The 25,598-nt window shown below is 66.4% G+C and carries 21 protein-coding genes; 11 read left to right on the plus strand and 10 right to left on the minus strand.

What is annotated here, in order from left to right; translation table 11 throughout:
- Positions 1 to 10: 10 nt before the first annotated feature.
- The 3 genes from AC4D6D_RS09080 (at position 11) to AC4D6D_RS09090 (ending at position 5,021) form a co-directional block, all read left to right on the plus strand.
- Positions 11 to 1,645, plus strand: coding sequence for an alkaline phosphatase D family protein (locus tag AC4D6D_RS09080; RefSeq protein WP_491325017.1), 1,635 nt, complete (start codon positions 11 to 13; stop codon positions 1,643 to 1,645).
- 166 nt (positions 1,646 to 1,811) lie between these two features.
- Positions 1,812 to 3,491 carry an acid phosphatase gene (gene acpA / locus AC4D6D_RS09085; protein WP_491325018.1) on the plus strand — a complete coding sequence of 560 codons (1,680 nt, stop codon included), beginning with the start codon at positions 1,812 to 1,814 and terminating at the stop codon, positions 3,489 to 3,491.
- A 120-nt stretch (positions 3,492 to 3,611) separates the two neighbouring features.
- On the plus strand, positions 3,612 to 5,021 hold the full coding sequence (locus AC4D6D_RS09090; protein WP_491325019.1) for a M20/M25/M40 family metallo-hydrolase: 1,410 nt from the start codon (positions 3,612 to 3,614) through the stop codon (positions 5,019 to 5,021).
- A gap of 24 nt (positions 5,022 to 5,045) precedes the next feature.
- On the opposite strand, the gene AC4D6D_RS09095 is transcribed toward AC4D6D_RS09090, so the two are convergent.
- The 4 genes from AC4D6D_RS09095 to ggt all read right to left on the minus strand — a co-directional run bounded on the left by AC4D6D_RS09095 (position 5,046) and on the right by ggt (position 11,120).
- Positions 5,046 to 6,125, minus strand: coding sequence for an acyltransferase family protein (locus AC4D6D_RS09095; protein WP_491325020.1), 1,080 nt, complete (start codon positions 6,123 to 6,125; stop codon positions 5,046 to 5,048).
- Between the two features lie 192 nt (positions 6,126 to 6,317).
- Positions 6,318 to 7,934 (minus strand): phytoene desaturase family protein, encoded by a 1,617-nt coding sequence (locus AC4D6D_RS09100; RefSeq protein WP_491325021.1) that lies wholly within the window; start codon positions 7,932 to 7,934, stop codon positions 6,318 to 6,320.
- Between the two features lie 21 nt (positions 7,935 to 7,955).
- Positions 7,956 to 9,278 (minus strand): amino acid permease, encoded by a 1,323-nt coding sequence (locus AC4D6D_RS09105; RefSeq protein WP_491325022.1) that lies wholly within the window; start codon positions 9,276 to 9,278, stop codon positions 7,956 to 7,958.
- Between the two features lie 93 nt (positions 9,279 to 9,371).
- Positions 9,372 to 11,120 carry a gamma-glutamyltransferase gene (gene ggt / locus AC4D6D_RS09110; RefSeq protein WP_491325023.1) on the minus strand — a complete coding sequence of 583 codons (1,749 nt, stop codon included), beginning with the start codon at positions 11,118 to 11,120 and terminating at the stop codon, positions 9,372 to 9,374.
- Between the two features lie 123 nt (positions 11,121 to 11,243).
- On the opposite strand from ggt, the gene AC4D6D_RS09115 reads away from it, so the two are divergent.
- From AC4D6D_RS09115 to AC4D6D_RS09140, 6 genes are all read left to right on the plus strand, one after another.
- A complete protein-coding gene (locus AC4D6D_RS09115) occupies positions 11,244 to 11,381 on the plus strand; it encodes a hypothetical protein (protein ID WP_491325024.1) in 138 nt (45 codons plus the stop codon).
- A 184-nt stretch (positions 11,382 to 11,565) separates the two neighbouring features.
- Positions 11,566 to 12,018, plus strand: a complete 453-nt coding sequence (locus AC4D6D_RS09120) for a MarR family transcriptional regulator (protein WP_147220557.1) — start codon at positions 11,566 to 11,568, stop codon at positions 12,016 to 12,018.
- Complete coding sequence (locus AC4D6D_RS09125) at positions 12,015 to 14,078, plus strand: FUSC family protein (RefSeq protein ID WP_147220558.1); 2,064 nt, start codon at positions 12,015 to 12,017, stop codon at positions 14,076 to 14,078. The genes AC4D6D_RS09120 and AC4D6D_RS09125 overlap by 4 nt, the downstream gene beginning before the upstream one ends.
- Positions 14,075 to 14,290: a DUF1656 domain-containing protein gene (locus AC4D6D_RS09130; RefSeq protein ID WP_147220559.1), complete on the plus strand. Its 216-nt coding sequence runs from the start codon at positions 14,075 to 14,077 to the stop codon at positions 14,288 to 14,290. The genes AC4D6D_RS09125 and AC4D6D_RS09130 overlap by 4 nt, the downstream gene beginning before the upstream one ends.
- The gene (locus tag AC4D6D_RS09135; protein WP_491325025.1) at positions 14,287 to 15,207 is read left to right on the plus strand and encodes an efflux RND transporter periplasmic adaptor subunit; all 921 of its coding nucleotides are present in this window, start codon (positions 14,287 to 14,289) and stop codon (positions 15,205 to 15,207) included. The genes AC4D6D_RS09130 and AC4D6D_RS09135 overlap by 4 nt, the downstream gene beginning before the upstream one ends.
- Entirely contained in the window at positions 15,207 to 16,622 is a 1,416-nt protein-coding gene (locus tag AC4D6D_RS09140; protein ID WP_491327227.1) for an efflux transporter outer membrane subunit, read from the plus strand. Before AC4D6D_RS09135 ends, AC4D6D_RS09140 begins: the two co-directional genes overlap by 1 nt.
- Before the next feature lie 14 nt (positions 16,623 to 16,636).
- On the opposite strand, the gene AC4D6D_RS09145 is transcribed toward AC4D6D_RS09140, so the two are convergent.
- From AC4D6D_RS09145 to AC4D6D_RS09160, 4 genes are all read right to left on the minus strand, one after another.
- Complete coding sequence (locus AC4D6D_RS09145; protein ID WP_491325026.1) at positions 16,637 to 17,788, minus strand: glycosyltransferase; 1,152 nt, start codon at positions 17,786 to 17,788, stop codon at positions 16,637 to 16,639.
- A complete protein-coding gene (locus tag AC4D6D_RS09150) occupies positions 17,785 to 18,711 on the minus strand; it encodes a hypothetical protein (RefSeq protein ID WP_491325027.1) in 927 nt (308 codons plus the stop codon). Before AC4D6D_RS09150 ends, AC4D6D_RS09145 begins: the two co-directional genes overlap by 4 nt.
- Positions 18,712 to 18,737: 26 nt before the next feature.
- Complete coding sequence (locus AC4D6D_RS09155; protein WP_491325028.1) at positions 18,738 to 19,928, minus strand: glycosyltransferase; 1,191 nt, start codon at positions 19,926 to 19,928, stop codon at positions 18,738 to 18,740.
- Between the two features lie 129 nt (positions 19,929 to 20,057).
- Entirely contained in the window at positions 20,058 to 20,816 is a 759-nt protein-coding gene (locus AC4D6D_RS09160) for a DUF2334 domain-containing protein (protein ID WP_491325029.1), read from the minus strand.
- Positions 20,817 to 20,870: 54 nt separating this feature from the next.
- Here AC4D6D_RS09160 and AC4D6D_RS09165 point away from each other — a divergent pair, with 54 nt between their 5' ends.
- A complete protein-coding gene (locus AC4D6D_RS09165) occupies positions 20,871 to 21,110 on the plus strand; it encodes a hypothetical protein (protein WP_491325030.1) in 240 nt (79 codons plus the stop codon).
- Entirely contained in the window at positions 21,107 to 22,903 is a 1,797-nt protein-coding gene (locus AC4D6D_RS09170; protein ID WP_491325031.1) for a DEAD/DEAH box helicase, read from the plus strand. Before AC4D6D_RS09165 ends, AC4D6D_RS09170 begins: the two co-directional genes overlap by 4 nt.
- A 251-nt stretch (positions 22,904 to 23,154) precedes the next feature.
- On the opposite strand, the gene AC4D6D_RS09175 is transcribed toward AC4D6D_RS09170, so the two are convergent.
- Positions 23,155 to 23,613 carry a GreA/GreB family elongation factor gene (locus AC4D6D_RS09175; protein ID WP_491325032.1) on the minus strand — a complete coding sequence of 153 codons (459 nt, stop codon included), beginning with the start codon at positions 23,611 to 23,613 and terminating at the stop codon, positions 23,155 to 23,157.
- Positions 23,610 to 25,490, minus strand: coding sequence for an ATP-binding cassette domain-containing protein (locus tag AC4D6D_RS09180; RefSeq protein ID WP_491325033.1), 1,881 nt, complete (start codon positions 25,488 to 25,490; stop codon positions 23,610 to 23,612). Before AC4D6D_RS09180 ends, AC4D6D_RS09175 begins: the two co-directional genes overlap by 4 nt.
- Positions 25,491 to 25,598 lie beyond the last annotated feature (108 nt).

Below are 25,598 nucleotides of genomic sequence, written 5' to 3' on the forward strand. Positions count from 1 at the left end.
GAACGATACCATGACCCTGCAAATCGACCGACGCCTGCTGCTTCAGGCAGGCGCCTTCGGTCTCGCCGCGCTCTCGACGCCGGGCATCGCCCAGATTCTGACCGCGCGCGGCTTTACCCACGGCGTGGCGAGCGGCGAGCCTGCCGCCCATTCGGTGCTGCTCTGGACGCGCTATGTCGGCAGCGGCGATACGAAGCTGCGCTGCGAACTCTCGGCCGACGATAGTTTCCGCAAGGTGGCGGGCGGCGGCGAGGTCATCGCTTCGCCTGCGCACGACAATTGCGCCAAGCTGGTGGTGTCCGGGCTCGCGCCGGGCAAGTGGTACTTCTATCGTTTCATCGCGCCGGACGGCACGAAGAGCGAAGTCGGCCGCACTCGCACGCTGCCGGTGGGTGAGGTCGACCGTTTCGGCATCGGCCTGTTCTCCTGCTCGAACATGCCGTTCGGCTGGTTCAACGCCTATGCCCACGGCGCCGCGCGCGACGATCTCGACCTGATCGTCCATGTTGGCGACTACTTCTACGAGTACGAATACGGGCACTATCCGGACAATCCGATGGCCGGGCGTCCGATCGAGCCGCAGAACGAAACGGTATCGCTGGCCGATTACCGCCTGCGCTTCGCCAGCTACAGGCTCGATCCGGACCTGCGCCGCATCCACCAGCGCTTTCCGATGATCGCCCAGTGGGACGACCACGAATTCGCCAACGATAGCTGGAAAGGCGGCGCCGAGAACCATCAGCCCGAGAAGGAAGGCGAGTGGTCGGTGCGGCGTGCGGCGGCGGAGAAGGCCTATCGCGAATGGATGCCGGTGTCCGACGCGCTCTACGACAGCTTCCAGATCGGCTCGCTGGCCACGCTGTTCCGCCCCGAGACCCGCGTGAGCGAGCGCATGGAGCAGCTCGATTTCGGCGCGGTCATAGCGGGGGCGGCAAAAGGCGGTCAGGCGGAGATCGCCAAGGCCCTCGTGCAGTTCCGCGACGGGCCGTGGATGGCGGCGGACCGCACGCTGATGGGGGCGAAGCAGGAGGCCTGGCTCACCAAAGGATTGGCGGATTCCGCGAAGTCCGGCACGCGCTGGCAGGTTCTGGCGCAGCAGGTCGTCATGGGCTCGCTCAAGGCGCCGCCGCAGATGGCGGACCTCGTTCCGGCGGGCGGCGATCCCAAAGTGCGGCAGGCGCTCATGGCCATCGCCGCCGCTTCGCAAGTGGGGCTGCCGTTCAACATGGACTCGTGGGACGGCTATCCCGCCGCGCGCGAACGCCTGCTGCGCGCGGCTCGTCAGGCGGACTGCAACCTCGTGGTGCTGGCGGGCGATAGCCACAATGCCTGGGGCAGCGAGCTTTCGGTGGATGGGACGCCTGCCGGTGTCGAATATGCCGGGCATTCGGTCACTTCGCCGGGTTACGAGGAATATCTTCCCTCGGTTCTGCCCGCCGATCTGGCCAAGGCGCTGCGCGGTGCCAACCCCGGCCTCGCTTTCGCCGATACCAGCCGCCGGGGCTATGTCTCGCTGCAACTCACGCCGGAGCAGGTCCGCGGCGAGTGGCACTTTGTGGGCACGATCGCGCAGCGCACCACGGCGGGAACGACGAGCGAAGGTCTGTCGGTGAAGTGGAACGAGCGGCGCTTCGCCAAGGCCTGAAAGTTGCGGCAATGACAAAATGGGCGTCCCGGCCTTGTCGGGGCGCCCATTTTTCGTCCGGAGCGCGGGGAAGCTTTCTGGGGCATGATACAGGATATCCTAAATGGTTGACGTGCTTCCGTCGGGACAGCAAACAGCCGGAAATATATCTCCCCAAGGAAATTCCATGACCGACTCCGATCTCCCCGAACCGCAGGCCGAAAACCCGGTGGTGCGTCCGGACCGCCGCGACTTCCTCGGCGGTCTTGCCGCCGCGATCGGTGCCGCTGCCGTTGCCGGTGGTACGGTGGAGAGCGCCGAGGCGCGCCCGGCCAAGGGTTCGTCGTCGCGCCCGGTCAGCGATGCCAGGCTGCGGGAGGCGATCGATACGGTCGTGGTGATCTTCGCGGAGAACCGCAGCTTCAACAATCTCTTCGCCGATTTCCCCGGTCTCCAGCAGCCGCTGGCCGAGGTCCCGGCCGAACGCACCCGCCAGCGCGACCGCGACGGCAAGGTCATGGAGCGCCTGCCGAAGATCTGGGAAGGCCTCGTGCCTTCCAAGCAGGTTGTCGAGCATGCCGAATACCAGATCGGCCCGGACGATCTCGCGCCGATCCCGAACGGTCCCTTCGCGCTGAAGACGCCCGAGGGCGATCCGCTGCCGCACGGTCTCGTCACCCGCGATCTGGTCCATGCGTTCTATCACAACCAGATGCAGATCAACGGCGGCGCCAACGACCAGTTCGTCGCCTGGGGCGACAGCGGCGCGCTGGTCATGGGTCACTACGGCGACATGCGCGCGCAGCTTCGCATGTGGCAGATCGCGCGTGAGTTCACGCTTTGCGACAACTTCTTCATGGGCGCGTTCGGCGGTTCCTTCCTCAACCACCAGTACCTGATCGCCGCGCAGCCGCCGTTCTATCCGGATGCCGACAAGAGCCCGGCCGCCAAGCGCATCGCCAGGCTCGAAGGGAACGATCCCAAGGGCACGCGCCTGAAGGTCGATCCCAAGACCCCTGCCAGCGCGCTCGACGGCCCGGCGGTATTCGGCCCGAACACGCTCTCGCCCGACTTCTGGGCAGTCAACACGATGCTGCCGCCCTATGCGCCGACTTACGAACTCGATGCGACGAAGCCGGGCTACGCCAATGCGGAAAGCTCCCACACGCTGGTGCCGCAGCAGCACAAGACGATCGGCGATATGCTCTCGGCCAAGGGTGTGGACTGGGCCTGGTACGCGGGCGGCTGGGATGCGGCGCTGGCAGGAAACATGAACGACGCCTCGTTCCCCTCGCGGCCGAACTTCCAGCCGCACCACCAGCCGTTCAACTACTACGACCGCTTCGCCCCCGGCACCGCCGACCGCGCGAAATTCCTGCGCGACGGCGGCGAGGGCAGCACTGCGCGCACCAACAAGTTCCTGGCCGATGCCGAGGCGGGCAAGCTCCCGGCGGTCAGCTATTACAAGCCGCAGGGTAATCTCAACATGCATGCCGGTTATTCGGACATCGATGCGGGCGATCGCCATATCGCCGCCGTCATCGACGGCCTGCGCGCCAGTCCGCAGTGGGAGAAGATGCTGGTCGTCATCACCTTCGACGAGAACGGCGGCTGGTGGGATCACGTTGCGCCGCCGAAGGGTGACCGCTGGGGACCGGGTACGCGCATTCCCGCCGTCATCGTCTCGCCCCATGCGAAGAAGGGCGCGGTCGATCACACGATCTACGACACCGGCTCGATCGCCCGCTTCCTCACCCGTCGTTTCGGTCTGGAGAAGCTGGAAGGTCTGAAGATGCGTGAGGATGCCATGATCGCGGCAGGCGGCGTGGCACCGGGCGACCTGACCGGCGCGCTCGATCTGGGCTGATCCGCGCAAAACAGGTGCGCCTGCCCTGTGAATGCGACAATGTGCCGAGGCCGGAACCGATTCTTCATCGGTTCCGGCCAGTCACAAACTTCGGATCGCATTTCAGGGGGCAGAATATCCATGCGGGTCATCGCATCCACCGTCTTCACGCTCGGCGCCATTCTCGCGGCTTCGACCAGCGCTCAAGCCGCGCCCAAGGCCTATCCCGAGGCTGAAAAGAAGGTGCTGGAAGTGTCGAAGCAGGCCATCGCGCTGCGCTCGGTCGAAGGTGAAGGCAACCAGACGCAGCAGGTCGCGGAACTCTTCCGCAAGGAGCTGCTGGCGAACGGCTGGGATGCCAAGGACATCGAGATCGTTCCCCACAAGGACACCGCCTACCTCATCGCCACCTGGCCGGGCAGCGATCCCTCTCTGAAGCCGCTGGTGGTTTCCGCGCATATGGACGTGGTCGAGGCCAAGCCCGCCGACTGGGAGCGCGATCCCTTCACCCCGGCCGTCGAGAACGGCTACCTCTACGGACGCGGCGCCAGCGACACCAAATTCGAAGCGGTGCTGGCGATGGAATCGATGATCGAACTGCGCAAGCAGGGCTTCAAGCCCAAGCGCACGCTCGTCATCGCCTATTCCGGCGACGAGGAAACCTCGATGGCGACCTCGAAGCTGATCGCCGAGCGGCTGAAGAATGCCGAACTCGTGCTCAATGTCGACGGCTCGTCGGGAACCCTTTCGGAAAAGACCGGCAAGCCCGCGTTCTGGTCCTGGGGCGGGGCGGAGAAGACTTACGTCGATTACCAGATCGAAGTGACTAACCCCGGCGGCCACAGCTCCGCGCCGCGCACGGAGAATGCGATCGTTCAGCTTTCCGAGGTGCTGGAGCGGATCGGCCACTATCACTTCAAGCCAGAACTCAACGATATCACCCGCGCCTACTGGGTGGAGGCGGCGAAGCTCGAACCCGATGCCGCGCTGGCAGGCGCAATGCGCGCTTTCGCAGCCAATCCGAACGACGAGGCGGCGCTCAAGGTGCTGCGCGCCAATCCCTCGATGGTGGGCCGCACCGGCACGACTTGCGTTCCGACGATGATCTCCGGCGGCCATGCCCAGAACGCCCTGCCGCAGCGCGCCACGGCCAATATCAACTGCCGCGTCTTCCCCGGCCACACCCGCGAGGAGATCATGGCGGAACTGGAGAAAGTCGCGCAGATGCCTGCCGCGAAGTTCTCCGACGTGACCGGCGATGCCTCGACGATGTCGCCTGCCTCGCCGATGCGGCCGGACTTCGTGGCGGCGACGCGCAAGGCGGTGACGGCGGCCTGGGGGCCGATCCCGATCATCCCCTCGCAGGCCTCGGGCGCTTCGGATTCGATGTGGTATCGCGCCCTCGGCGTGCCGAGCTACAGCGCCAGCGCCTCGATGATGAAGGATTCCGACGAGTTCGCCCACGGCCTCAACGAGCGGCTGCCGCTGCTCAACGTGCGGCCAGGGATCACCTACTACCTCAGCCTCTACAAGGATCTCGCCGGTAAGTGAGGCCTTGAGACAGGAGCTGGCGGCTCAGGCGGCTGCCAGCTTCTGTCCTTTCAACCGACCGCCGCTCAGGATGCGCGCCGGTCCCGGCGCGGCGCGGCGGAGCAGGGTCGCCAGCAGGACAACCACCAGCAGCACGATCAGCGGCTGGGCGACCAGATAGACCGGATAGAGCGGCGAGCCGAGGGTGCCGAACAGCCTGCCCAGCAGCGGTCCACCCAGCCAGATCAGGATGAGGTGCGAGCAGAACAGGAAGAACGCGAAAGGCTCGATCTTGAGCAGCGGGCGTCGCACTGCGGTTCCGGCAATGCCCCAGGAAATGCGCCAGTAGGCAAGCGCTGCGGAAATGCGCACGGCGAGGTCGAGCGTCGCGGCGGGGAGGCTGATCGGGGATGCATCCACCACCAGCGTGAAGTAGAGCTGCACGGCGGTCAGCACCGCGAACGGCGCCAGTGCGACAGCCAGCGGCCAGTCGGCGATGCGGTCCGACAGGTTCTCGCGCCGGGCGATGATGCCGAGAGTGAAGAAGAACGGGATCGAGGCGCGCATGAACACCGGCGGTCCGAAGCCCGCGATCTGGCAGACCCCGGCCACCAACGCCACGGCGAGAAGCGTGCGCTTGCCGCAGCGCACGAGCAGCGGCGCCAGTAGCATGCAGAGGAACAGGTCGCGCAGGAACGGCATCTGGACGTTGATGTCCGGATTGCGGCTGGCGATGAACACTTCCTGGAAGATCCAGTCGAGCGATTGCGGGGTCGGTGCAGCGAGCCGCGTCGCGACGGCGGCGCCGGAGACCAGCAGGATGGCCAGCGCGTTCCACAGCACCATCGGCAACAGGATCGTCTTGGCCTTGCGGCCGACATGGCTCGCCCAGTCGAAGGTGCGGCTCGATCCGGCTACCAGCCAGCCGGAGATCAGGCCGAGCAGGGGCACTGCGCTGCGCCCGAAGACGTCCATCAGCACCCAGCGCAAGTTCTCCTGCGGCGTCCCGTGAGCAAGTTGCAGGTCGTAGCCGGTCAGCCCGGTCCAGGCGTGGACATAAACGACGCCGAGGATGCAGATGACCCGCGCGACCGAAATGGCATCGGACCTGCGCCGCGTGTCCATATTGAGTATTTCAGGCAAACCGTCTTCCCGTTTTTGTCGCAACCCATCGAACTGATTGTGTTTTCCGGCCGCTAAGCCGGGAACTGGGTCCGTTCGTCTACCCGTCTCAAACCAACAGGATCGGAACAGGTCTGTCTCTATTCGGCAGGACGACCCGGGGGAGGGATGAAATGGCGCGCCGGTTCGAAACCGCTAGGAAATGAACCGGCCGTAACGATTACCCCAGCGCTTGTTGTCCGCGATCACCTCATGCGCGCAGTTGTGGCCGGGCGCACCGGTCACGCCGCCGCCGGGGTGCGCGCCGGAGCCGCACATGTAGAGCCCCTTGATCGGCCCGCGATAGGCGCCGTGGCCCAGTACCGGCCGCGCCGACCACATCTGGTCGAGTGTCAGGTTGCCGTGCATGATGTCGCCGCCGACGAGGCCGAACTTGCGCTCCAGTCCCTTGGGGCTGAGCACTTGCCGACCGAGGATCGAGGCGCGGAAGCCCGGCGCATACTCTTCCACCGTATCGATCACGGTGTCCGCCGCCTTGTCTTCCTCGGCATCCCAGTCGCGGCCATCGGGAAGCTCCGGCGCGAATTGCTGGCAGAACAGGCTGGCGACATGCTGGCCCTCGGGCGCGAGGCTGTCGTCCACGGTCGAGGGGATCAGCATCTCGACGATCGGCTTCCTCGACCAGCCATGGGTCTTCGCGTCGAGGAAGGCGCGGTCCATGTAGTCGAGCGTCGGTGCGATGATGATGCCGGACTGGTGATGCTCTCCCGGTTCGGGAAGGCAGGTGAACTTCGGCAGCTCGGAAAGCGCCACGTTCATGCGGAAAGTGCCGCTGCCGGTCTTGAAGCCTTTCATGCGGCGCTGGAAATCGGGGTTCAGGTCGCCTTCCGCGATCATCTTGCCGTAAAGCAGCTTGGGGCCGACATTGGCGATCACGCGGGTGGCGGCAATTTCCTCGCCGTTTTCAAGCCGCACGCCCGCAACCTTGTCGCCATCGACGAGCACCTGATCCACCGGGCTTTCCAGGCTGATCTCCACGCCCAGCTTGCGGCAGACTTCGCCCATGATGCGGGTGATATTGCCCATGCCGCCGACCGAGTGACCCCAGGCGCCCTTCTTGCCGTTCACTTCGCCGAAGACGTGGTGCAGCAGGACGTAGGCACTGCCCGGCGTATCGGGCGAGGCATAGTTGCCAACCACCGCGTCAAAACCGAAGGCGGCCTTCACCGCCTCGCTCTCGAACCAGCCGTCCAGCAGCGACCGGGCGGACTTGGTGAAAAGGTCCAGCACATCGCGCTGCGCTTCAAGGGAAAGACCTGAAAGCTTGCGGCCCTGAAGCGCCGCGTCGATCAGCCCGCGCCAGCCGTCACCGGCGTTGGGCGGCGATTTCAGGGCGAGGTCGCGCAGCACTTCGGCCACGGTTTCCAGTGCATCGTAATAAGCGGGTAGCACTTCGGCATCGTGCGCGGAGAAGCGGCGAAACTCGGCCTGTGTGCGCTCCAGCCCGCCGCCGAGCTTGAGGTAGCCGCCATCTTCCTGCGGCAGCAGGTTGGAGATCGGCCGCTCGATCACGCGGTAGCCATGGTCGGCCAGCCGCATGTCGGCGATCACCTTGGGCTGGAGCAGACTGACGGTGTAGCTGGCCACCGAGTTGCGGAAGCCGGGGTGGAATTCCTCGGTTACCGCCGCGCCGCCGACCACATCCCGGCGCTCCAGAATGCGAACCTTCAACCCCGCGCGGGCAAGGTAGAACGCGCAGACAAGGCCGTTGTGGCCGCCGCCGATGATGACGGCATCGTATGGTTTCGTCATGGCAGGTCGTTCTCCACGCGATCAATCGACTTCGCTGCGCTTCAGCCAGAGCCAGATCGGCAGGCCCAGCACCATGAGCACGAAGCTCAGTCCGCTGGCACCGATTCCGGCGCCCCACAAGGTCCAGAGCGCATAGAGCGCGCCGATCAGCGCCGGAATGCGGGCGACGCCCAGCTTCAGCGCCGCCAGCGCGCAGGCGAGATAGAGCCAGAGCGTCGCGGAAGTGGAGAGCAGCAGCAGGTATTCGAACAGGGCCTGCATCGTCCGGCTGGCGTTCATCGCCGCGAAGAAGCTGGCGACGACGGCGGAAGTCAGCAGGGCGCGGCGGGCGGTGCCCTGCGCATCGATCTCGGCGAACCACTGCGGCAGCAGGCGGCGGGCTGCCATGTCGCGCATCATCTCGGCCTGGAGCAGGGTCCAGCCGTTGAGCGCGCCGATGCAGCTGATGACTGCGAAGACTGCGACGAGAGTGGCGACGTCCCCGTCGAGGAAGCGGGCGACGAAGGTGGCGAAAGGTGCGGCCGAGTGCGCGGCCATGTCGCTTGGCAGCAGCAGGGCGATGGCCGAGCAGACCATGAGATAGAGCACGCCGGTCAGGGCCGTGCCCCAGAGCGTGGCGCGGGCGACGTTGACTTCGGGATTGCGCACCCGTGCGGCGGCCACGCTGGCGGATTCGAAGCCGAGCAAGGCCCAGAGCGTCAGGGTCGCGGCGCCGTTGATCGCGCCGGTATGCACGAGCGAGGCGTCGAAGTCCGGAAGCTGGGCCTTGCCGCTCGACAGGACATAGACGGCCAGCACGATCACCACCAGCAGCGGGATCACCTTGAGGCCGAGGGTGACGATCTGGAATTGCCCGGCCGCGCGGGTGCCGCGCAAGTTCACCAGCGTCATCAGCCAGAGCAGCGCGATGGCGGCAAGGGCAGGGACATGCTCGCCGCGCCCGAGGAACGGCACCATGCTGGACAGATAGGAGACGGTGGCCACGGCAATCGTCACCACCGAAGTCCAGAGCGAGACGAGGTAGATCCAGCTGATGAAGAACCCGGTCCTTTGCCCGAAGGCATCGGTGACGAAACCGGTAGGCCCGCCTGCTTCCGGTCGGGCGCGGGTCAGGCGGCTCAGGACATAGGCGAGGATCAGCGCGCCGGTGATCGTGGCGAACCAGCCGATCACCCCGTTCCAGCCGAACGGGGCGAGGCTGGCGGGCAGCAGGAACACCCCGGACCCGATCATGTTGCCCATGACCAGCGCGATCGCCGCCATGAGGCCGAGGCTACCCGTGGAGGAGCGGATGCCCGTAGCCCCGGATTGTTCCCCGATCTTTACGTCGTGATCGCCCGGCATGTCTTTTCCCTGGTTGAAAGGCAGCGGCCCCTAAGGGAACTCTATGCCATTTTCAACGCAGGGAAAGATTGGAAGAGGGTATCGGGGCCGGGGTCAGAACCCGCGAGCGACGCCCTCGCGCCGGGGATCGGCACCGCCGACATACCCCTTCGGCGTGGCGATGATCGCCTGAAGACCGGATTCTTCGCCCTTGGCGGTCGAAAGCGGCATATTGCGCGCGGCAAGGCCGTCCATGATCGGCTGGGGGAATTTGTCGGCGCTATAGCTGCCGCCCTTGGCCACGAGGTTGGGCAGCGAAACCGCCTCCTGCGGCGTCATCTTCCAGTCGAGCAGGGCGACCAGAACCTTGAGGTTGTAGGCCTGGATCGCCGAACCGCCGGGCGATCCCGCCGCCGCCACGAACTTGTGCTGCGGCGTGAGGACGATCGCAGGTGCCATGCTGGAGCGAGGGCGCTTGCCGGGGCCGACGGCATTGGCAGCCTTGGCGCCGTCTTCGTCTGTAGGACTGAACGAGAAGTCGGTAAGCTGGTTGTTGAGGAAGAACCCGCCGACCATGCGGCCCGAGCCGAAGATGCTCTCGACCGTGGTGGTCATCGAGACGACATTGCCCTGAGCGTCGATGATGACGATGTGGCTGGTGCCGCCCGGCTCGTTGGTTGAGTCCGGACCGACATCGGGGGCGCCCTTTGGCATGCCGAAAGTCACCGGTCCGGCTTTTTCGCCGATTTCGGCGGCGCGGCCCTTCAGGTATTCGGGATCGAGCAGGCCTTCGAGCGGCACTTTCACGAAAGCCGGGTCGCCGACATAGCGGTCGCGGTCGGCATAGGCGAGGCGGCTGGCCTGCGCGAATTCGAACCAGGCCTTCTCGTCGGAGGCATCGCGCTTGTCGATATCGGTATGTGCGAGCACGCCAAGGGCGATTTGCAGACCGGGGCCGCCCGATGGCGCCTGCGGAGTGCAGACGAGGTAGAGGCGGTAGGGCTGGCAGAGCGCGGCACTCGAATGCGGGCGGTAGCTGGCCAGATCGGCCAGCGAGAGCGTGCTCGGGCGCGGCCCTTCGTGCACGCGGTCGACAATTTGCTGTGCGAGGGGGCCGGTCAGCAGGCCTGAGGCACCGTATTTCGCGATCCGGTCCAACGAGCGCGCATAGTCCGCGTTCTTCAGGCGGTCTCCGGCGACATAAGCCGTACCGTCGGCCTTGGTGAAGTAACGCTTCGCATCCGGTGCGGAAGCTTGCGGCGCCTTGCTTGCGATCATGCCGGCCAGGCGCGGGCTGACGATGAAGCCGTCTTCTGCCAGGAGGTGCGCTTCGCCGAAGAGTTTCGCCCAGGGCAGTTTGCCGTGATCGCGGTGGGCCATGTCGAGCATGGCGATCGCGCCGGGAACGCCGGTGGAGATGCCGCCCAGCACCGCCTCCGCGAAGGACAGGCGCTTGCCGTTTTCGTCGAGGAACAGGCGGTTCGTCGCGCCAGCCGGGGCCGTCTCGCGCCCGTCGTAGGCCGTCGTCTTCCGGGTCTTCGCGTCGTAATAGACCATGAAGGCGCCGCCGCCGAGGCCGGAGCTCTGCGGCTCGACCAGACCGAGAACCGCCTGGATCGCAACAGCGGCATCGATGGCTGAACCGCCCGTTTCGAGCACGTCCATACCGGCTTTCACCGCCAGCGGATTGGCCGCCGCGACCATGGCGTGCCGGGAGGTTGCCGATTGCTCGACGCGAGGTGGGTTCGCAACTGCGGTCCGTTCCGCAAGCGCAGTCGTTTGCGCGGCCACCGGCTGGATCGAAGCGAAGGCGGCAGCCAGCACGGAAACGGACAGGCCGAGGGCGAAGATCGGTCGGCGCAAGGATATTCTCCGGGAGACGATAGGCATTTGCAGGGACTTAGCGCCGTCGACCAGGGGGCGCCACCCGCTCGTGTCAGCCTTGTGTCTAAATCCCGGTCGTCATCCGGCGGTCGTCATAACGACATGGGAATGCATTCGCTGGTCTCGGCGCCCGATCTGATGGATACTCTTCCGGGAGGGCAGGTCAACGAAGGCGACGCCTTCGGATTCGACGGCAGCGGGCGCGATCGCGGTACAGTCGAACTCGACCCGGGCGGATAACGACTACCTGGGCGAGGGCGACGGCAAGTTCTTCAACGCCGGCGGCATCAATTCGCAGGGCTTCGAACGGCTAGCCAGCCTGCCTCCGGTGGCGGGTCTGCGTTGCAATAAACTCAACGCAAGTGTCATAATATCCAAGCTGCACCATCTTGCGCGGATTAGTTAGCACTCTAATTACCCTTGCATGCAAGATCGACAATCGAGCGAGAAGGCTCTGGCTGCAAGGCTGGGGCCGGTTTCGCGTTCATGGCAGCAACTCGCCGATTCGGCGCTTTCCTCGCTGGGGGTCTCCAACTCTTCCGGCTGGGCGCTGGTGCATCTGCTGCGCCTTGGCGACGAGGTGCGGCAGGGCGATCTCGCGCGGGTCATCAACGTGACCGAACCCTCGCTCGTCCGGACCCTCCACCTGCTGGAGGATGCCGGTCTTGTCGAGCGCCGCGCCGATGACAGTGACCGGCGCGCCAAGAACCTCTGCCTGACCGAGGAAGGCGCCGCCGCCGCGCGGCGCATCGACAAGCGATTGATCGAGTTGCGTGCAAGCCTTCTCGATGGCATTCCAACGGAAGATGTCGAGACTGTCGTGCGGGTGCTTGATGGCATCGCCGCACGCATTGCGGAAAGCGCCGCCCGGCAATGACGAAGCGTTTCGGACTGGACGCCGCGCTGTTCTCCCTGAAGGCCTATCTGGCCTCGATGCTGGCCATCTATATCGCGCTGTCGATCGGGCTGGAGCGTCCCTATTGGGCGTTTCTCACGTCCTATATCGTCGCGCAGCCGCTGGCCGGTGCGGTGGTGTCCAAGGCGATGTTCCGCGTGGTCGGTACTTTCATCGGCGCAGGCATGGCGGTGATCATCGTGCCGAACCTCGTGCAGAAGCCGGAACTGCTGGTCCTCGGCATAGGCGCCTGGCTGGCGCTCTGTGTCTTCGTCTCGTTGCTGGACCGGACGCCGCGTTCCTATGCCTTCGTGCTGGCGGGCTATACCGCCGTGCTCATCGTTCTGCCCAGCGTCGATGTGCCCGATACGATCTTCACCGTGGCGACCTTGCGCGTACAGGAGATCACTATCGGAATCCTCTGCGGCAGTTTCGTCCATGCACTGGTCCTGCCGCAGTCGGTCTCGGCATTCATGCTGCAACGCGTCTCCAATATCCTGGCGGATGCCGAGCGCTGGTCGAGCGATTCTCTGCTGCTGGAAACCGATCCGGCGATCGACAAGGAGCGCCAGCGCCTTGCGCTTGACGTGACCGAATTGCACCAGCTTTCGATCCACCTCCCATACGAGAGCACCCGGATCGCCCCGCGTATCCGCACCGTGCGCGCTTTACAGGACCAGCTTTCGCTCATCATGCCGCTCGGCGCCGCGGTTACGGATCGGATCGCGCAGCTTCGTGCTGCCGATGCCGTTTCCGAAAACGTCACCATACTGCTTGCGGATACCCGCGACTGGTTCGGGCGCCTCGATACCCTGCCGCTGGCGGAGCGCGAGGAAGCCGCCGTCGCCTTGCAGCAGCGCAGCCGCGCGCTGGAGCCGCAGGTCGGTCCGGACGCTTCCTGGAATGAACTGATCCTGCTGAGCCTGCTTTCCCGCCTGGCCGCTCTGATTGGCGCGCATCGCGATTGCCGTATTCTCGCCGAGCAACTCGGCACGCCGAGCACCCGTCCGGTCAGCCCGCGCGCGGCCGAACTGGTCGAAGGTCGGCGCGGGCGCGAACTGCACGTCGATGTCGGCGGCGCCACGCGCGGTGCCATCGGAGCCTTCCTGACCATCGTTCTCGGCTGTGCACTGTGGATCGGCTCCGGCTGGCACGAAGGCGCCACGGCGATCATGCTGGCAGGGGTCTTCACCGCGCTCTTCGCGGCGGCGCCGGACCCGCTTGCTCCCCTGCGGGCTTTCTTCATCGGCACGCTCATGGCGACGCTGATCGGGTTGCTTTACGGTTTCGTGCTCATGCCCCGGCTTGACGGGTTCGGAGAGTATGCTGCGGCCATGGCCCCGATGCTGTTCATGCTGGGAGCGCTGATCCAGTCGCCGCGCTGGGGCGGGATCGCCTTGCCGATGCTGCTCGGGCTGGGGTCGCCGGTGCTCGTTTCCGACCGTTACGTCGGCGGTTTCGCCGGTTTCGTGAACGGCGCTTTCGCCCAGCTCGTGGGGATTCTCTTTGCGATCACGGTGATCCGCCTGCTCAATTCGACCGGCACCCACGCCGCGATCCGCCGCACGGTCCGGGCGGGTTGGGCCGATATCGCCGAACGCGCCAATGCGATGCGCCCGCCCGACGTGCGCGCCTGGATCAACCGCATGCTCGACCGTATCGCAGTGCTGGCCCCGCGCCTCGCCATGGCGGGACGCTCGCCGGGCGCACCGCTCTACGACGCGCTGCGCGATCTGCGCACCGGCGTGGCGATCGGCGAACTGCGCGAACTGCGCCTCGCCATGCCGCCCGCCAAACGCGGGCCGCTGACCGAAGTTCTCCAGAAAGTGGGCGAGTATTACCGGGGCCTCGATCCCGACCGCCCCGCGCCCGCCGACCCCATCCTGCTTGAGGATATCGACATTGCGATGACCGCCGTCCTGAACGACGAAGACCCGCAGCTAAGCCGTGCGGGGGCGCTGGGGCTGGTCAGCCTGCGCCGCAATCTCTTCCCGGCCTCCACGCCCAGGCGGGACGCGCATCCGGTCGAGGTGCCGGCATGAGGGGCGAAATATCCTTCGACGGGGTCTTCCTCCCCACGCTGCTGGTCCTTGCGATCATCGCCTCGGTCATCACCCTGGTGCTGATGCGCATTGCCAATGTCATCGGTTTCTACCGCCTCTTCGCCTATCGGGCGATGGTGGACCTGTGCCTCTACATTCTCGTGCTCGGGCTTCTCGTCTGGGCCTCCCCCATGATCGGTTTCCGCCAATGAAGCGCTTTCTTGCCCGCATCGCCCCGAGCCTTGCCACCACCGTGCTCGTCGTCATCGCCGCCGTCATCGCGATCTGGCTCTGGCGCCATTACGAGGACAGCCCCTGGACCCGCGACGGACGCATCCGCGCCGATGTCGTGCGCGTCACGCCGGACATCGGCGGTCTCGTTACCTCGGTCGAGGTGAAGGACAACCAGGTGGTGAAGGCCGGAGACCTGCTCTTCGTGATCGACCGCCCGCGCTATTCGCTGGCGGTGGAACAGGCGCAGGCCGCCGTGGCCAGCGCGCAGGCGCGGCTGGGGCAGGCCCAGCGCGAGGCCAAGCGCGACCTGGCGCTGGGCGACCTCGTGGCCACCGAGACCCACGAGCAGAACGTTGCCGCCGTCGCTACCGCGCGCGCCGCGCTGGACCAGTCGCTGAGCGCGCTCGACAAGGCCAAGCTCGACCTTGCCCGCACGAACGTCCATGCCTCGGTCAACGGCACCGTCACCAACCTCGACCTGCATCCGGGCGACTACGTGGCGCCGGGCAATCAGGCGATGGCGCTGATCGACCGCGATTCCATCCGCGTCGAGGGCTATTTCGAGGAAACCAAGCTCGCAAACATCCATGTCGGCTCGCCGGTCACGGTCGTGCTGATGGGCGAGGATCGCCCGCTCAAGGGCGTGGTCGAAAGCATCGCGGCGGGCATCAACGACACTACCCGCAGCGATTCCCGCAACCTGCTGCCGAGCGTGGATGCCACCTTCACCTGGGTTCGCCTTGCCCAGCGCATCCCGGTGCGCGTGCGCCTTACCGAAGTGCCCAAGGACGTGAGCCTGATCTCCGGCCGCACCGCGACCGTGACCATCGAGCAGCCGGGTGATCGCAAGGCCGCGAAACAGCAGCAGGCGCCTGCCGTGGAGGCGACGCAGTGATCCGCCACGGAGCTTCCCTTGTCGCTCTGGCGCTGCTCGCCGGTTGCGCCACGGCCGGGCCGGACTATGCGCCGCCCGAGCACTCTGCCGCGACGACACCTGCCGCCAATGGCGCTTTCGTGTCGGGACAGGGGGCGGAATTCTCGCAGGCGGAACTGCCCGACCGCTGGTGGCGCCTCTACGACGACCCGCAACTCGACGGTCTCGTCGAGCAGGCGCTGGCGGCGAATGCGAACATTCGCGCCGCCGACGCCAACTTGCGCAAGGCCGATGCCGTCGTGCGCGAGACTGCCGGACAGAAGGCGCTGAACACCGCGCTCGGCGCCAAGGGCGATCTTGAACGCGACTATTCGACGCCGTCCGCCGGAACTACCATGCCCGGCGTACTGACCTACAACCTCGGTCTGACGCTGTCCTACCCACTCGATCTCAACGGCAAGATCAGGCGCGCGATCGAGAGCAGCCTGGCCGACCGCGAGGCCGTGGAAGCGGCGCGCGATGCCGTGCGCATCAGCGTCGCGGCGGCGACGACCAAGGCCTATGCCGACGTCTGCGCCGCGAACTATCAGATCGCGACGGTGCAGAAGGTCATCACGCTGCAACGCCAGACGCTCGATGCTACCGGCCGGCTGCAGCGCGGCGGGCGCGGGACTGCTTTCGATGTCAGCCGCGCACGCACCGCGGTCGAGAGCAGCGAGGCCAGCCTTCCGGCGTTCTACGCCAAGCGGCAGTCGGCGCTCTACCTGCTTGCGACCCTGCTGGGCAAGGCACCGGCGGAATACCCCAAGGAGGTGGAGAGCTGCACGACGCTACCCCGCCTGACGCAGCCGATGCCGATCGGCGACGGTGCCGCGCTGATCCGTCGGCGTCCCGACATCCGCCAGGCCGAACGGACGATCGCCGGGGATACCGCGCGCATCGGCGTCGCCACGGCGGACCTCTACCCGACGGTCAGCATCGGCGGCGGCCTTATCAATTCCGGCAGGCTGGAAAACTTCGGCAAGACCCATAGCTTCGGCTTCAGTCTGGGGCCGCTGCTCAGTTGGTCGTTCCCCAACCGCCCGATCGTGAAGGCGCGGATCGAGGCGGCCAATGCCCAGGTCGAGGCCGATCTGGCCCGGTTCGACCAGTCCGTGCTCGATGCCTTGCGCGGCACCGAAACGGCGCTGGAGACGTATGCGCGCGATACCGACCGGGCGGCGGCGCTCGGCAGGGCGAGTGACAGCGCGGGCCTCTCGGCGCAGCAGGCGGGCAAGCTTTTCCGCTTCGGTCGCAGCGATTTCCTGAACCTGCTGAGTGCGCAAGGCGCGCTGGCGACCGCGCAAGTCAACCACGCAGCGGCGGAAACGGCGCTGGTGGACGATCAGATCGCGGTGTTCCTCGCGCTCGGCGGCGGGTGGCAGAAAGCGGAGTAGAACAGAGAGCCCTGTCAGGCCGCCTTGCGCCGGCTGTCGAGGCAAGCGGCGTAGGCGGCGAAGAGGTCGCGGAAGTGCTCGTCCATCGTGCGGGCGCTTGCCGTTGGGCGAGGGCGTTCGCGCACCACGTCCAGGATCGCCGCCGCCGCCGCGTTGCTGTCGGCGGCGGCGTAAGTCTTTCCGGCACCGCCCGCCGCATGGTCCGCCGCACCGCCCGCGTCCGGAACGACCACGGGAATGCCGCTCGCCCGCGCCTCGGCGGCGGTCATGCAGAAAGTCTCCGCCTCGCAGCCGTGAACCAGGGCATCGGCGCTTGCCATGATCCGCGCGAAGGCCGTGCGATTGCGCTCGGGCGCGAAGAGGCGGACGTGCGGGTTTCCGGCGATATGGCGCAGGATCGCGCGTTGCTCCCGCCCTTCGCCCAGCATGACGAGGCCGATCGGCGTCTGCTGGCTGGCCAGGCCCACCGCGTCGATCACCAGCGGCCAGCGCTTCTCGGGGGCAAGCCGCCCGACGCCGAGCAGCAATGCGGCGCTTTCGGGCAGGCCGCAATCCGCGAGCAGGCGCGCCCGCAATGCCGGATCGCGATGCTTGGGCGAAAAGCAGCCCTGCTCCACGCCCATCGGGATCGTGATCGTATGCGCCACGCCGCCTGTGTCGAGGCGGCGGGCCAGATCGCTGTTCGCGCAGACGACATGGTCGAACTTGCGGCTGTGGCGGCGCAGATGCTCCCAGAACAGCGAGAACTGCCGGTCGATCGTCCGGCGCGAGAAGATGTTGCCGAGCCAGCGATAGGCATAGGCCGAAAGCGGATCGGCATGCATTACCAGACTGCGCGGTGCCGCGCCGGGCCAGTCCGCTACCAGACCCGCGCTTCGCCAAGGCGAGGTGGCTTCGACGAAATCGGGCGCTTCGGCATCGAGCGCGGCATGAAGCTGTCCAGTCTCCGCGAAATAGCCGTATTTGCGGTCGAGAGGAAAGCGGGGACTTTTGATCGTGACGATCCTGGCGCCGGGGCCGCGCTCGATCACCGCGTTCTCGTCTCCGGGGGCGAGGATGACGATCTCGTGCCCAAGCGCCGGGCCGATGCGCAGCTTCTGCTCCACATAAGTGCGCACGCCGCCGCCTTGCGGCGAGTAGAAGGCGCAGACGTCGACGATCTTCATGCGGAAGGCTCCGGCGCGGTCAGGTCCCTGATCGCGAGAAGTCCGCCGAGCAGCAGGTGCGCCGCCAGGATCAGCCCGGCCATCAGCGTCATCAGCGCGCCGATATCCCTTTCATGTCCGAGCGCCAGCACTGCGATTCCCGCGAAGAGCAGGTCCTTGTTCGGGATCAACGGCAGGCGCGACACGAGCAGACGCAGCGTCGCCAGATACAACCACCAGGATAGCGGCACTTCGGGCAGAACCAGATGCCAGAGTACGGCATTGAACAGAGTTGTCAGCGCGATGCGTCCGAGGTGGACCCGGGTGATCATCGACAGGTCGGCATGGGGGAGGGTGAAGACCCGGCGGCGGAATACCATGGCGACGGCGGAAAGCAGGACCAGCACGCCCAGCGAGAGTGCGACCATCCGCGTGTCCAGCCCGAGCCTTGTGGTGCCCATGAAAGGTGCCATGACGGCGAGCAGGGCGATGGTAACACCGTTGCCGGTCATCGCCGAGAGGATCGCCACGTCCTTGACGGCGCCGAACGGAGCAGCTTCGAGCGACACGCGGCGGCGCGCCCAGGTGTAGAAATAAGCCTCGCCCAGATAGCCGAGCAGCAATTCGTTGTAGACCTTCTTGCGCAGCAGGGCGAGCATGCCCGCGCCGGGAATGCCCCAGAGGCGACGGAAGATCAGCCATTCGCTGGCCGGGGTGACGAGGTAGCTTGCGGTGAAGGCCAGCCAGAACGCGGGATTTGCGGGAACCATGGCGGAAAGCAGCCGGACGTCCAGCCCGCCCATCTCGTGAAACACGGCGGCGATGACCGCGAGGGAGAGGGCGATCGAAAACAGGGCATTGCGACCGGGGCGCGGACCGCGATCCTGCGGGGTAAGCCGGATGGTCTGGGCATCGGGCGCAAGGGCGGCAGCGGTTTCTGTCACGAAGGTCTCCGCTCGGGGATTCGGGGTCAAAGCGATCGCTGCCAGGGGGCGTGCCGCGCCCATGCACTCAGACCCAGCCGTCGCCGCCGCTGGGCGTCGCGTTCGCGGCGGACTTGTGCCATCATCTCTAGATAGCGCTGCGAAGCGTCTTCCACTTCGTAGCGGGAAGCGATGGTGCGGGCGCGTTCGGGGTCACCGGCAAGGTTGCGGATGCGGGCGAGGCCATCGGCAAAGGCGCGCTCGTCGCCTCGCGGTACGAGCAGACCGGTGCGACCGTCTTCCACCAGGCAGTCCATGCTGACGCAGCAATCGGTCGAGAGCACGGGAAGCCCGGCGGCAAGCGCTTCGACGACGACACCCGGAAGGCCTTCGTAATCGGAACTCAACACGAAGGCATCGGCTTCGGCCATGAGCGGGTCGATGCTGGCGAGGTGCCCTGCAAGATGCACGCGATCGCCGATCCCGAGTTCTCCCGCAAGCCGCGCGATAGCGGCGCGCTCGGGGCCGTCTCCGGCGATCGTCAACCTATCGGAGGGGCGCGCCGCGCGGGCGAAGGCGCGCAGCATCATCGCATGGTTCTTCTGGGTGACGAGGCGCCCCGCCGTCAGGTAGCGGGTGCCCCAGACCGAGGCCGGGCGGCGTTCGCGCTTCGCCAGTGCCCGCAAGCGGGCGCGGAGCAGGACCGGATTGGCGATCACGTCGACCTGCTCGGCCGCAGCGCCGGTGGTCTCGCGAATTTCGCGCGCCATGGCTTCGGAAAGGCCGATCAGACGCTCGAACAGACGTCCCTGGACGCTTAGCCAGATACCGTAGCCGCTTCTCAACGGCGCGGGCATGTCGGGGCGGTTCAGGGCATTGCTCACCTTGAGCGCCATCGGCGGCGCATGGTCGCCCAGCAGCAGTTTCATCGCAGCACCCACCACGGCATAGGTGTTTCCGGGAAGGAACAGCACATCGGCCTCGTGCGCGATCAGATAGCTATAGAGGCAGTAGACCATCCACGGCGTTTCCCAGGAAGCCGTGGTGACGCGGGAGGGGATTTGCCAGTAATCCAGCGCGGGTGCACTCACGAGATGAGGGCCGCCGGAGCGTCCGAGCACGATCGTCACTTCGTGACCGGCCTGTCGCCACTGCGCTGCAAGGCCGAGCGCGACGCGCTCGACGCCGCCTGGATCGAGGCTATGGATCGGAATGACGATCCTGAGCTTGTCGTTCATGCGAACCCCCTGCGGCTCCGGTGAGAATGTCGACACGGAAAGCGCTCCTATGGGGGGCACATGTCGAGTTCGTGACTCCGGCGGGGGCGGTCATGGGCGAGACGTGAAAGTGCTTTGAAAACGTCACCGTCATGCCATGAAGTCGTACAAGTCTCGGTATTTCGACGGCCTGTGCGTGGCGGCGAAGCGCGTCAACGTGGTGTCGATGCTGGCGAGGAGCGAGGCCTTGGCGACGTCTCCGGGATGAGCGGCGATTCGTACGGTTCGCGTCACGGGCAGGACGGCCCGTGCCATCGCGGCGAAAGCCAGCGACGATGCAGTGCGCACCGCCGAGCGGCTCGCCCAGGTGATGACGGGACCGCGCGCCAGCACTCTGTCATTTCCCGCCGTCCAGACCCGCCAGTGATCTTCGGCAAGAAGCATTCCCGCGCGGCGCAGCGCCGAGCGGGCCCCTTCGCCGTAGAGCCAGGCGGGCGCCACGAAACCCGCGGTGGGAAGGCCGATCACGTCCTCGATCAGCGACTTGCCGTCCCGCATACGGGAGAAGGCGGTCCCTTCGTCGAGGCCGAGAAATTCGCCTTCTCCGGCCGTCATGTGCCGGGCCTTGAACCGGGCGGCACCCCGGTGCCGCGCTTCGTCCTTGTGATACCAGCCATGCACGAACATCTCGATGCCGGACTCCGCCCATCGACGCAGGCGCCTCTGAAATGCCCTGTCTTCCGAAAGCGGATGGCGCCCCCAATGGTTGGGCACGACCAGCATTGCGAAGCGCGGGCCGCCCAGGCGGCGTTCGAACAGGTCGGCAAGTTGGACGACCGCTCGTTCCGAGCCGGGTCCGACATCATGGATCGATGCAAGCAGGCGCTTACCGCGCATATCTTCGGTCATGGCTGGCTCCCGCGCACCTTGGCAGCGCGGGTAGGCGCGCTCCATGAAAGCCGCATGACGGTGCGGCTTTTTCGCGGCCAAGCGGCCGGGAAACGGCATCATCTTGCGACGATGCGAGCGAAAATTCGCACGCTGCGCAAGGCCATTGTTGCCTTTTGTGAAATTGGTGCGCGCCAAAGCCGAGTTTTTTGTCTATGGAGCGCGGCAAGAAGGGCCCGTTGGGTCGCATACTCCACGCCAGGCTCACCCATTACAGACCGCTTCAGCGGCACAGGACAGATTCAGAACGCATGACTTTTACCCAGCTCCCCCAACCTCTCGCCGATGCGCTGACCGCGCAGGGCTACGAGAATTTGACCCCGGTTCAGGCCGCCGTCGCCGAAGCCGAGGCGCGTGGGCGCGACCTGGTGGTTTCCGCACAGACCGGCTCCGGCAAGACCGTCGCCTTCGGCATCGCCATGAGCGACGAACTGCTGGCCGACGGTTCCATTCCTTATGCCGAGGCGCCGCTGGCCCTCGCCATTGCTCCCACGCGCGAACTGGCGCAGCAGGTCAGCCGCGAGCTTGAATGGCTCTACGGAAAGACCGGCGCGCGCATCGTCACTTGCGTCGGCGGCATGGACCCTGTGCGCGAGCGCAAGGCACTCGAACGCGGTGCGACGATCGTCGTCGGCACGCCGGGCCGCCTGCGCGACCATCTGGAGCGCGGTAAGCTCGACCTCTCGGCGCTGCGCGTGGTCGTGCTGGACGAGGCCGACGAGATGCTCGACATGGGCTTCCGCGAAGACCTTGAGGAACTGCTCGACGCCAGCCCCGAGGGCCGCCGCACGCTGCTGTTCTCGGCCACCATGCCGCGCCCGATCGAGGCGCTGGCCCGCCGTTACCAGACCGACGCGCTGCGTATCTCGACCGTGAGCGAGAATCGCGGCCACGGCGACATCACCTATCAAGCCGTAACCGTGGCTCCTGCCGACGTCGAGAACGCGGTGGTGAACCTGCTGCGCCTTCACGACGCGGAAACGGCGATCCTGTTCTGCGCCACCCGCGACAATGTGAAGCACCTGCACTCGACCCTGACCGAGCGCGGTTTCTCCGCCGTGGCGCTTTCGGGCGAGCACTCGCAGAACGAGCGCAACAATGCGCTTCAGGCGCTGCGCGACAAGCGCGCCCGCGTCTGCGTCGCCACCGACGTCGCTGCGCGCGGCATCGACCTTCCCTCGCTCACGCTCGTCGTTCACGTGGAAATCCCGCGCGATGCCGAGACGCTCCAGCACCGTTCGGGCCGCACCGGCCGCGCCGGCAAGAAGGGCACGGCCGTGCTCATCGTGCCGTTCCCGCGCCGCCGCCGCGTCGAAGGCATGCTGCGCGGTGCGCGCATCGAGGCCGAATGGATCGCCGCGCCGACCCCGGAAGTCATCCGCGCCGCCGACCGTGGCCGCCTGATGGAAAAGCTGCTCGCCCCGGTCGAGGCTGACGAGGAAGATCGCGAGATCGCTCGTGAAATCCTCGAAAAGGTGAGTGCCGAGGATCTCGCCGCCGCGCTGGTCCGCGCCCATCGTGCCGCCATGCCGCAGCCGGAAGAACTGATCGGCAACAGCCCCGAGGCCCGCGAGGCGCGCCAGCGTCCCGGCTTCGACGATGTCGTGTGGTTCACCATGGACGTTGGCCGTCAGCAGAATGCCGATCCGCGCTGGATCCTGCCGCTGTTGTGCCGCCGTGGTCACGTCACCCGCAATGCGGTCGGCCAGATCCGCATCATGGCCAACGAGACCTACTTCCAGATCCCGCGCGCGCAGGCCGAACAGTTCGTCCGTGCCGTCGAGCGCACGGCGAATGACGATAGCGGCGACGTGGAGAACACCATCCGCATCGTGCAGGCGCAGGACACGCCGCGCGAAGTGGCTCGAGAGCGTCGCCGCGAAGGCCCGCAGGGTCGCGGTCGCAAGCCGCATGGCGGCCGTGAGGAAGGCCGTGGCGGTTACGAAAGCCAGCGCTATCAGCCGCGCCCGACCGGCGGCGCGCGTCCCGAGCGCAGCGGTGGCGGCGGCAAGCCGTTCCACAAGAAGCCGAAGAAGGGCAACTGGTAAGCTCTTCAAGGCGCAAGATTAGGAGAAGGCGGGGCTTGGTTTCCCGCCTTTTTTCTTTGGGGCAGGGGGACTGCGCCGCAATCCAGGCCGCCGGTTTATTTCAAACCCATATCCGTCATCCCCGCGCAGGCGGGGATCCCGCTTCTCTTGCGGTTGACGGATAGCGGGCAGAAAGAAAGCGGGGCCCCTGCCTGCGCGGGGGCGACGATGTTTTGAGTGAGGTCAACGTGTGTTTGAGTGGCAGAGACCCCTTAAACTCTCAGGCCGAGCACCTCGATAGCCTCTTCCTGCCCGTTGAAATCGACGAAATCGCCGACTTCGGCGCCGAGCAACGCACGGGCAAGCGGCGCGGTGAAGGCGAGGGCGCCCTTGGCCGGATCGGCCTCGTCATGGCCGACGATATGCACTTCGCGCTCCTTGCCGTTCAAGGCGAAGCGCACCCGGTGCCCGAACATCGCCCGGTCACCGGAGGGGTCGGGCTGCAATTCCGCCGTCGCGAGGCGCCTCTGCCAGTAGCGCAAGTCGCGCTTGGCGGCATTGAGAGCGGTCTCGTCGGTGAGGGCGGGAATTTCAGCTTCCAACGCCGCGATGCGCGTGTCGATCAGGGCGCGGCCTGCGGCGGTGACGAGATTCGGGCCTGGCGGGATCGGCACTTCGAACTTGGGCTCGAGATGTTCCTCGTCGCCGTCGCGTCGGAAAGCGACGCTCACGCGCCGCCGCCCATATATTCGTCCATGGCCTCGCTCGCCGCGAACCATCCCAGTTCGGCCGCTTCCAGTTCCTCGGCGGCCTGCGTGCGGCGCTTGCCGATTTCGCCGATACCCAGCTTGGCGAGATCGCCCTTGACCGAGGAGGGATCGGCCAGCGCGGCGTCGAGCGCTTCGATCTGCTGCTGGATGCGCTTCATCCGCGTCTCGGTCTCGGAGACCTTCTTGCGCAGGGCCTTGAGTTCCTCGCGCGCGACGGCGCCGTTCTTGCGCGCCGGCTTGGCATCGGCCTGGGCCTTGCCGTCGGCCTTGGGCTGGTTCCGGCCGAGCACGAAGTCGATGTAGTCCTCCATCGAGCCGTCGTAGTTCTCCGCCGTGCCCTGATCGACCAGGACCAGGCGATCCGCCGCCAGTTCGACCATGTGGCGGTCGTGGCTGACGAGGATCACCGCGCCGGCAAAGTCGTTCAGCGCCTGCACCAGCGCCTCGCGCGCGTCGACGTCGAGGTGGTTCGTCGGTTCGTCGAGGATCAGCATGTGCGGCGCGTCGCGGGTCACCAGCGCAAGGGCGAGACGCGCCCGCTCGCCGCCGGAAAGCGTGCCGATCCCGGCCGTCGCGCGCGGGCCGGAGAAGCCGAAGCGGCCAAGCTGTCCGCGCACCGCGACCGGCGGCTTGTCGGCCATGGCGCGGGTCATCAGTTCGAGCGGGGTTGAATCGGCGGGTAGTTCCTCGACCTGATACTGGGTGAAGTAGCCGATGCGGATCTTGGGCGAGAAGGTGAGCGAGCCTTCCATCGGTTCAAGCTGGCGGGCAAGCAGGCGCGCCAGCGTGGTCTTGCCGTTGCCGTTGCGGCCCAGCAGGGCGATCCGGTCCTCGGGGTCGATGCGCAAGTTGAGGCGGCGCAGGATCGGCTTGTCCGCCTCGTAGCCGACGGAAGCGAGGTCGAGCGTGACCAGCGGCGGGCGCAGCTCGTCGGGGCTCGGGAAATCGAAGCTGAGCGACGAATCCTCGGCCATGGCCGCGATCGGCTGCATCCGCGCGAGCATCTTGGCGCGGGACTGAGCCTGCTTCGCCGTCGAGGCGCGGGCGGAATTTCGGGCAACATAGTCGGCCAGCTTCTTGCGCTGCGCATCCTGATTCGCGCGCGCGGCGGCAGCCTGCGCGGCACGTTCGGCGCGGATGCGCTCGAAGCTGTCGTAAGTGCCGGGGTAGAGCGTCAGCTTGCCCTGCTGGAGGTGCAGGATGTGATCGACGACATTGTTGAGCAGGTCGCGTTCGTGGCTGATGACGATCAGCGTCTTGGGATAGGTCTGGAGGAAGTTCTCAAGCCAGAGCGTGGCTTCGAGGTCGAGGTGGTTCGACGGTTCGTCGAGCAGCAGCACGTCGGGCTGCGAGAACAGCAGGCCCGCCAGCGCTACGCGCATCTTCCAGCCGCCGGAGAAGCTGTCGAGCGGGCTTGCCTGCATCGCCTCGTCGAAGCCGAGGCCGACGAGAATGCGCGCGGCGCGCGCTTCGCCGGTATAGGCGTCGATGGCGATCAGCCGGTCGTGCAGGTCGCCCAGGCGGTTCGGATCGGTGCAGGTTTCGGCCTCGGCAAGCAGGGACATCCGCTCGGCATCGGCATCGAGAACCGCCTGAAGCGCGGTCTTGTGTCCCGCAGGTGCTTCCTGCGCGATATAGCCGAGCCGGGCGCGGCGCGGCATCTCCACCGAGCCTTCGTCAGGCTCCAGTTCGCCGATGATCGCCTTTACCAGCGTGGACTTGCCCGCGCCGTTGCGGCCGATGAGGCCGACCTTGCCGTCCTTGGGAATGGTGGCGGCGGCCTGGTCGAGGATGGTGCGCCCGCCAAGGCGAACGGTAATGTCACGGATCGTCAGCATCGGGAGCGCCTAGAGGATTTTTCTCCAGGTTGGAAACATCTTCCGGGCCGCTCGTTATAGTGCACTATGTGCACCCGTGGACGCGCCGGAATGCTATCACCGAGTTAT

It is taken from the genome of Novosphingobium sp. BF6 (assembly GCF_058273105.1).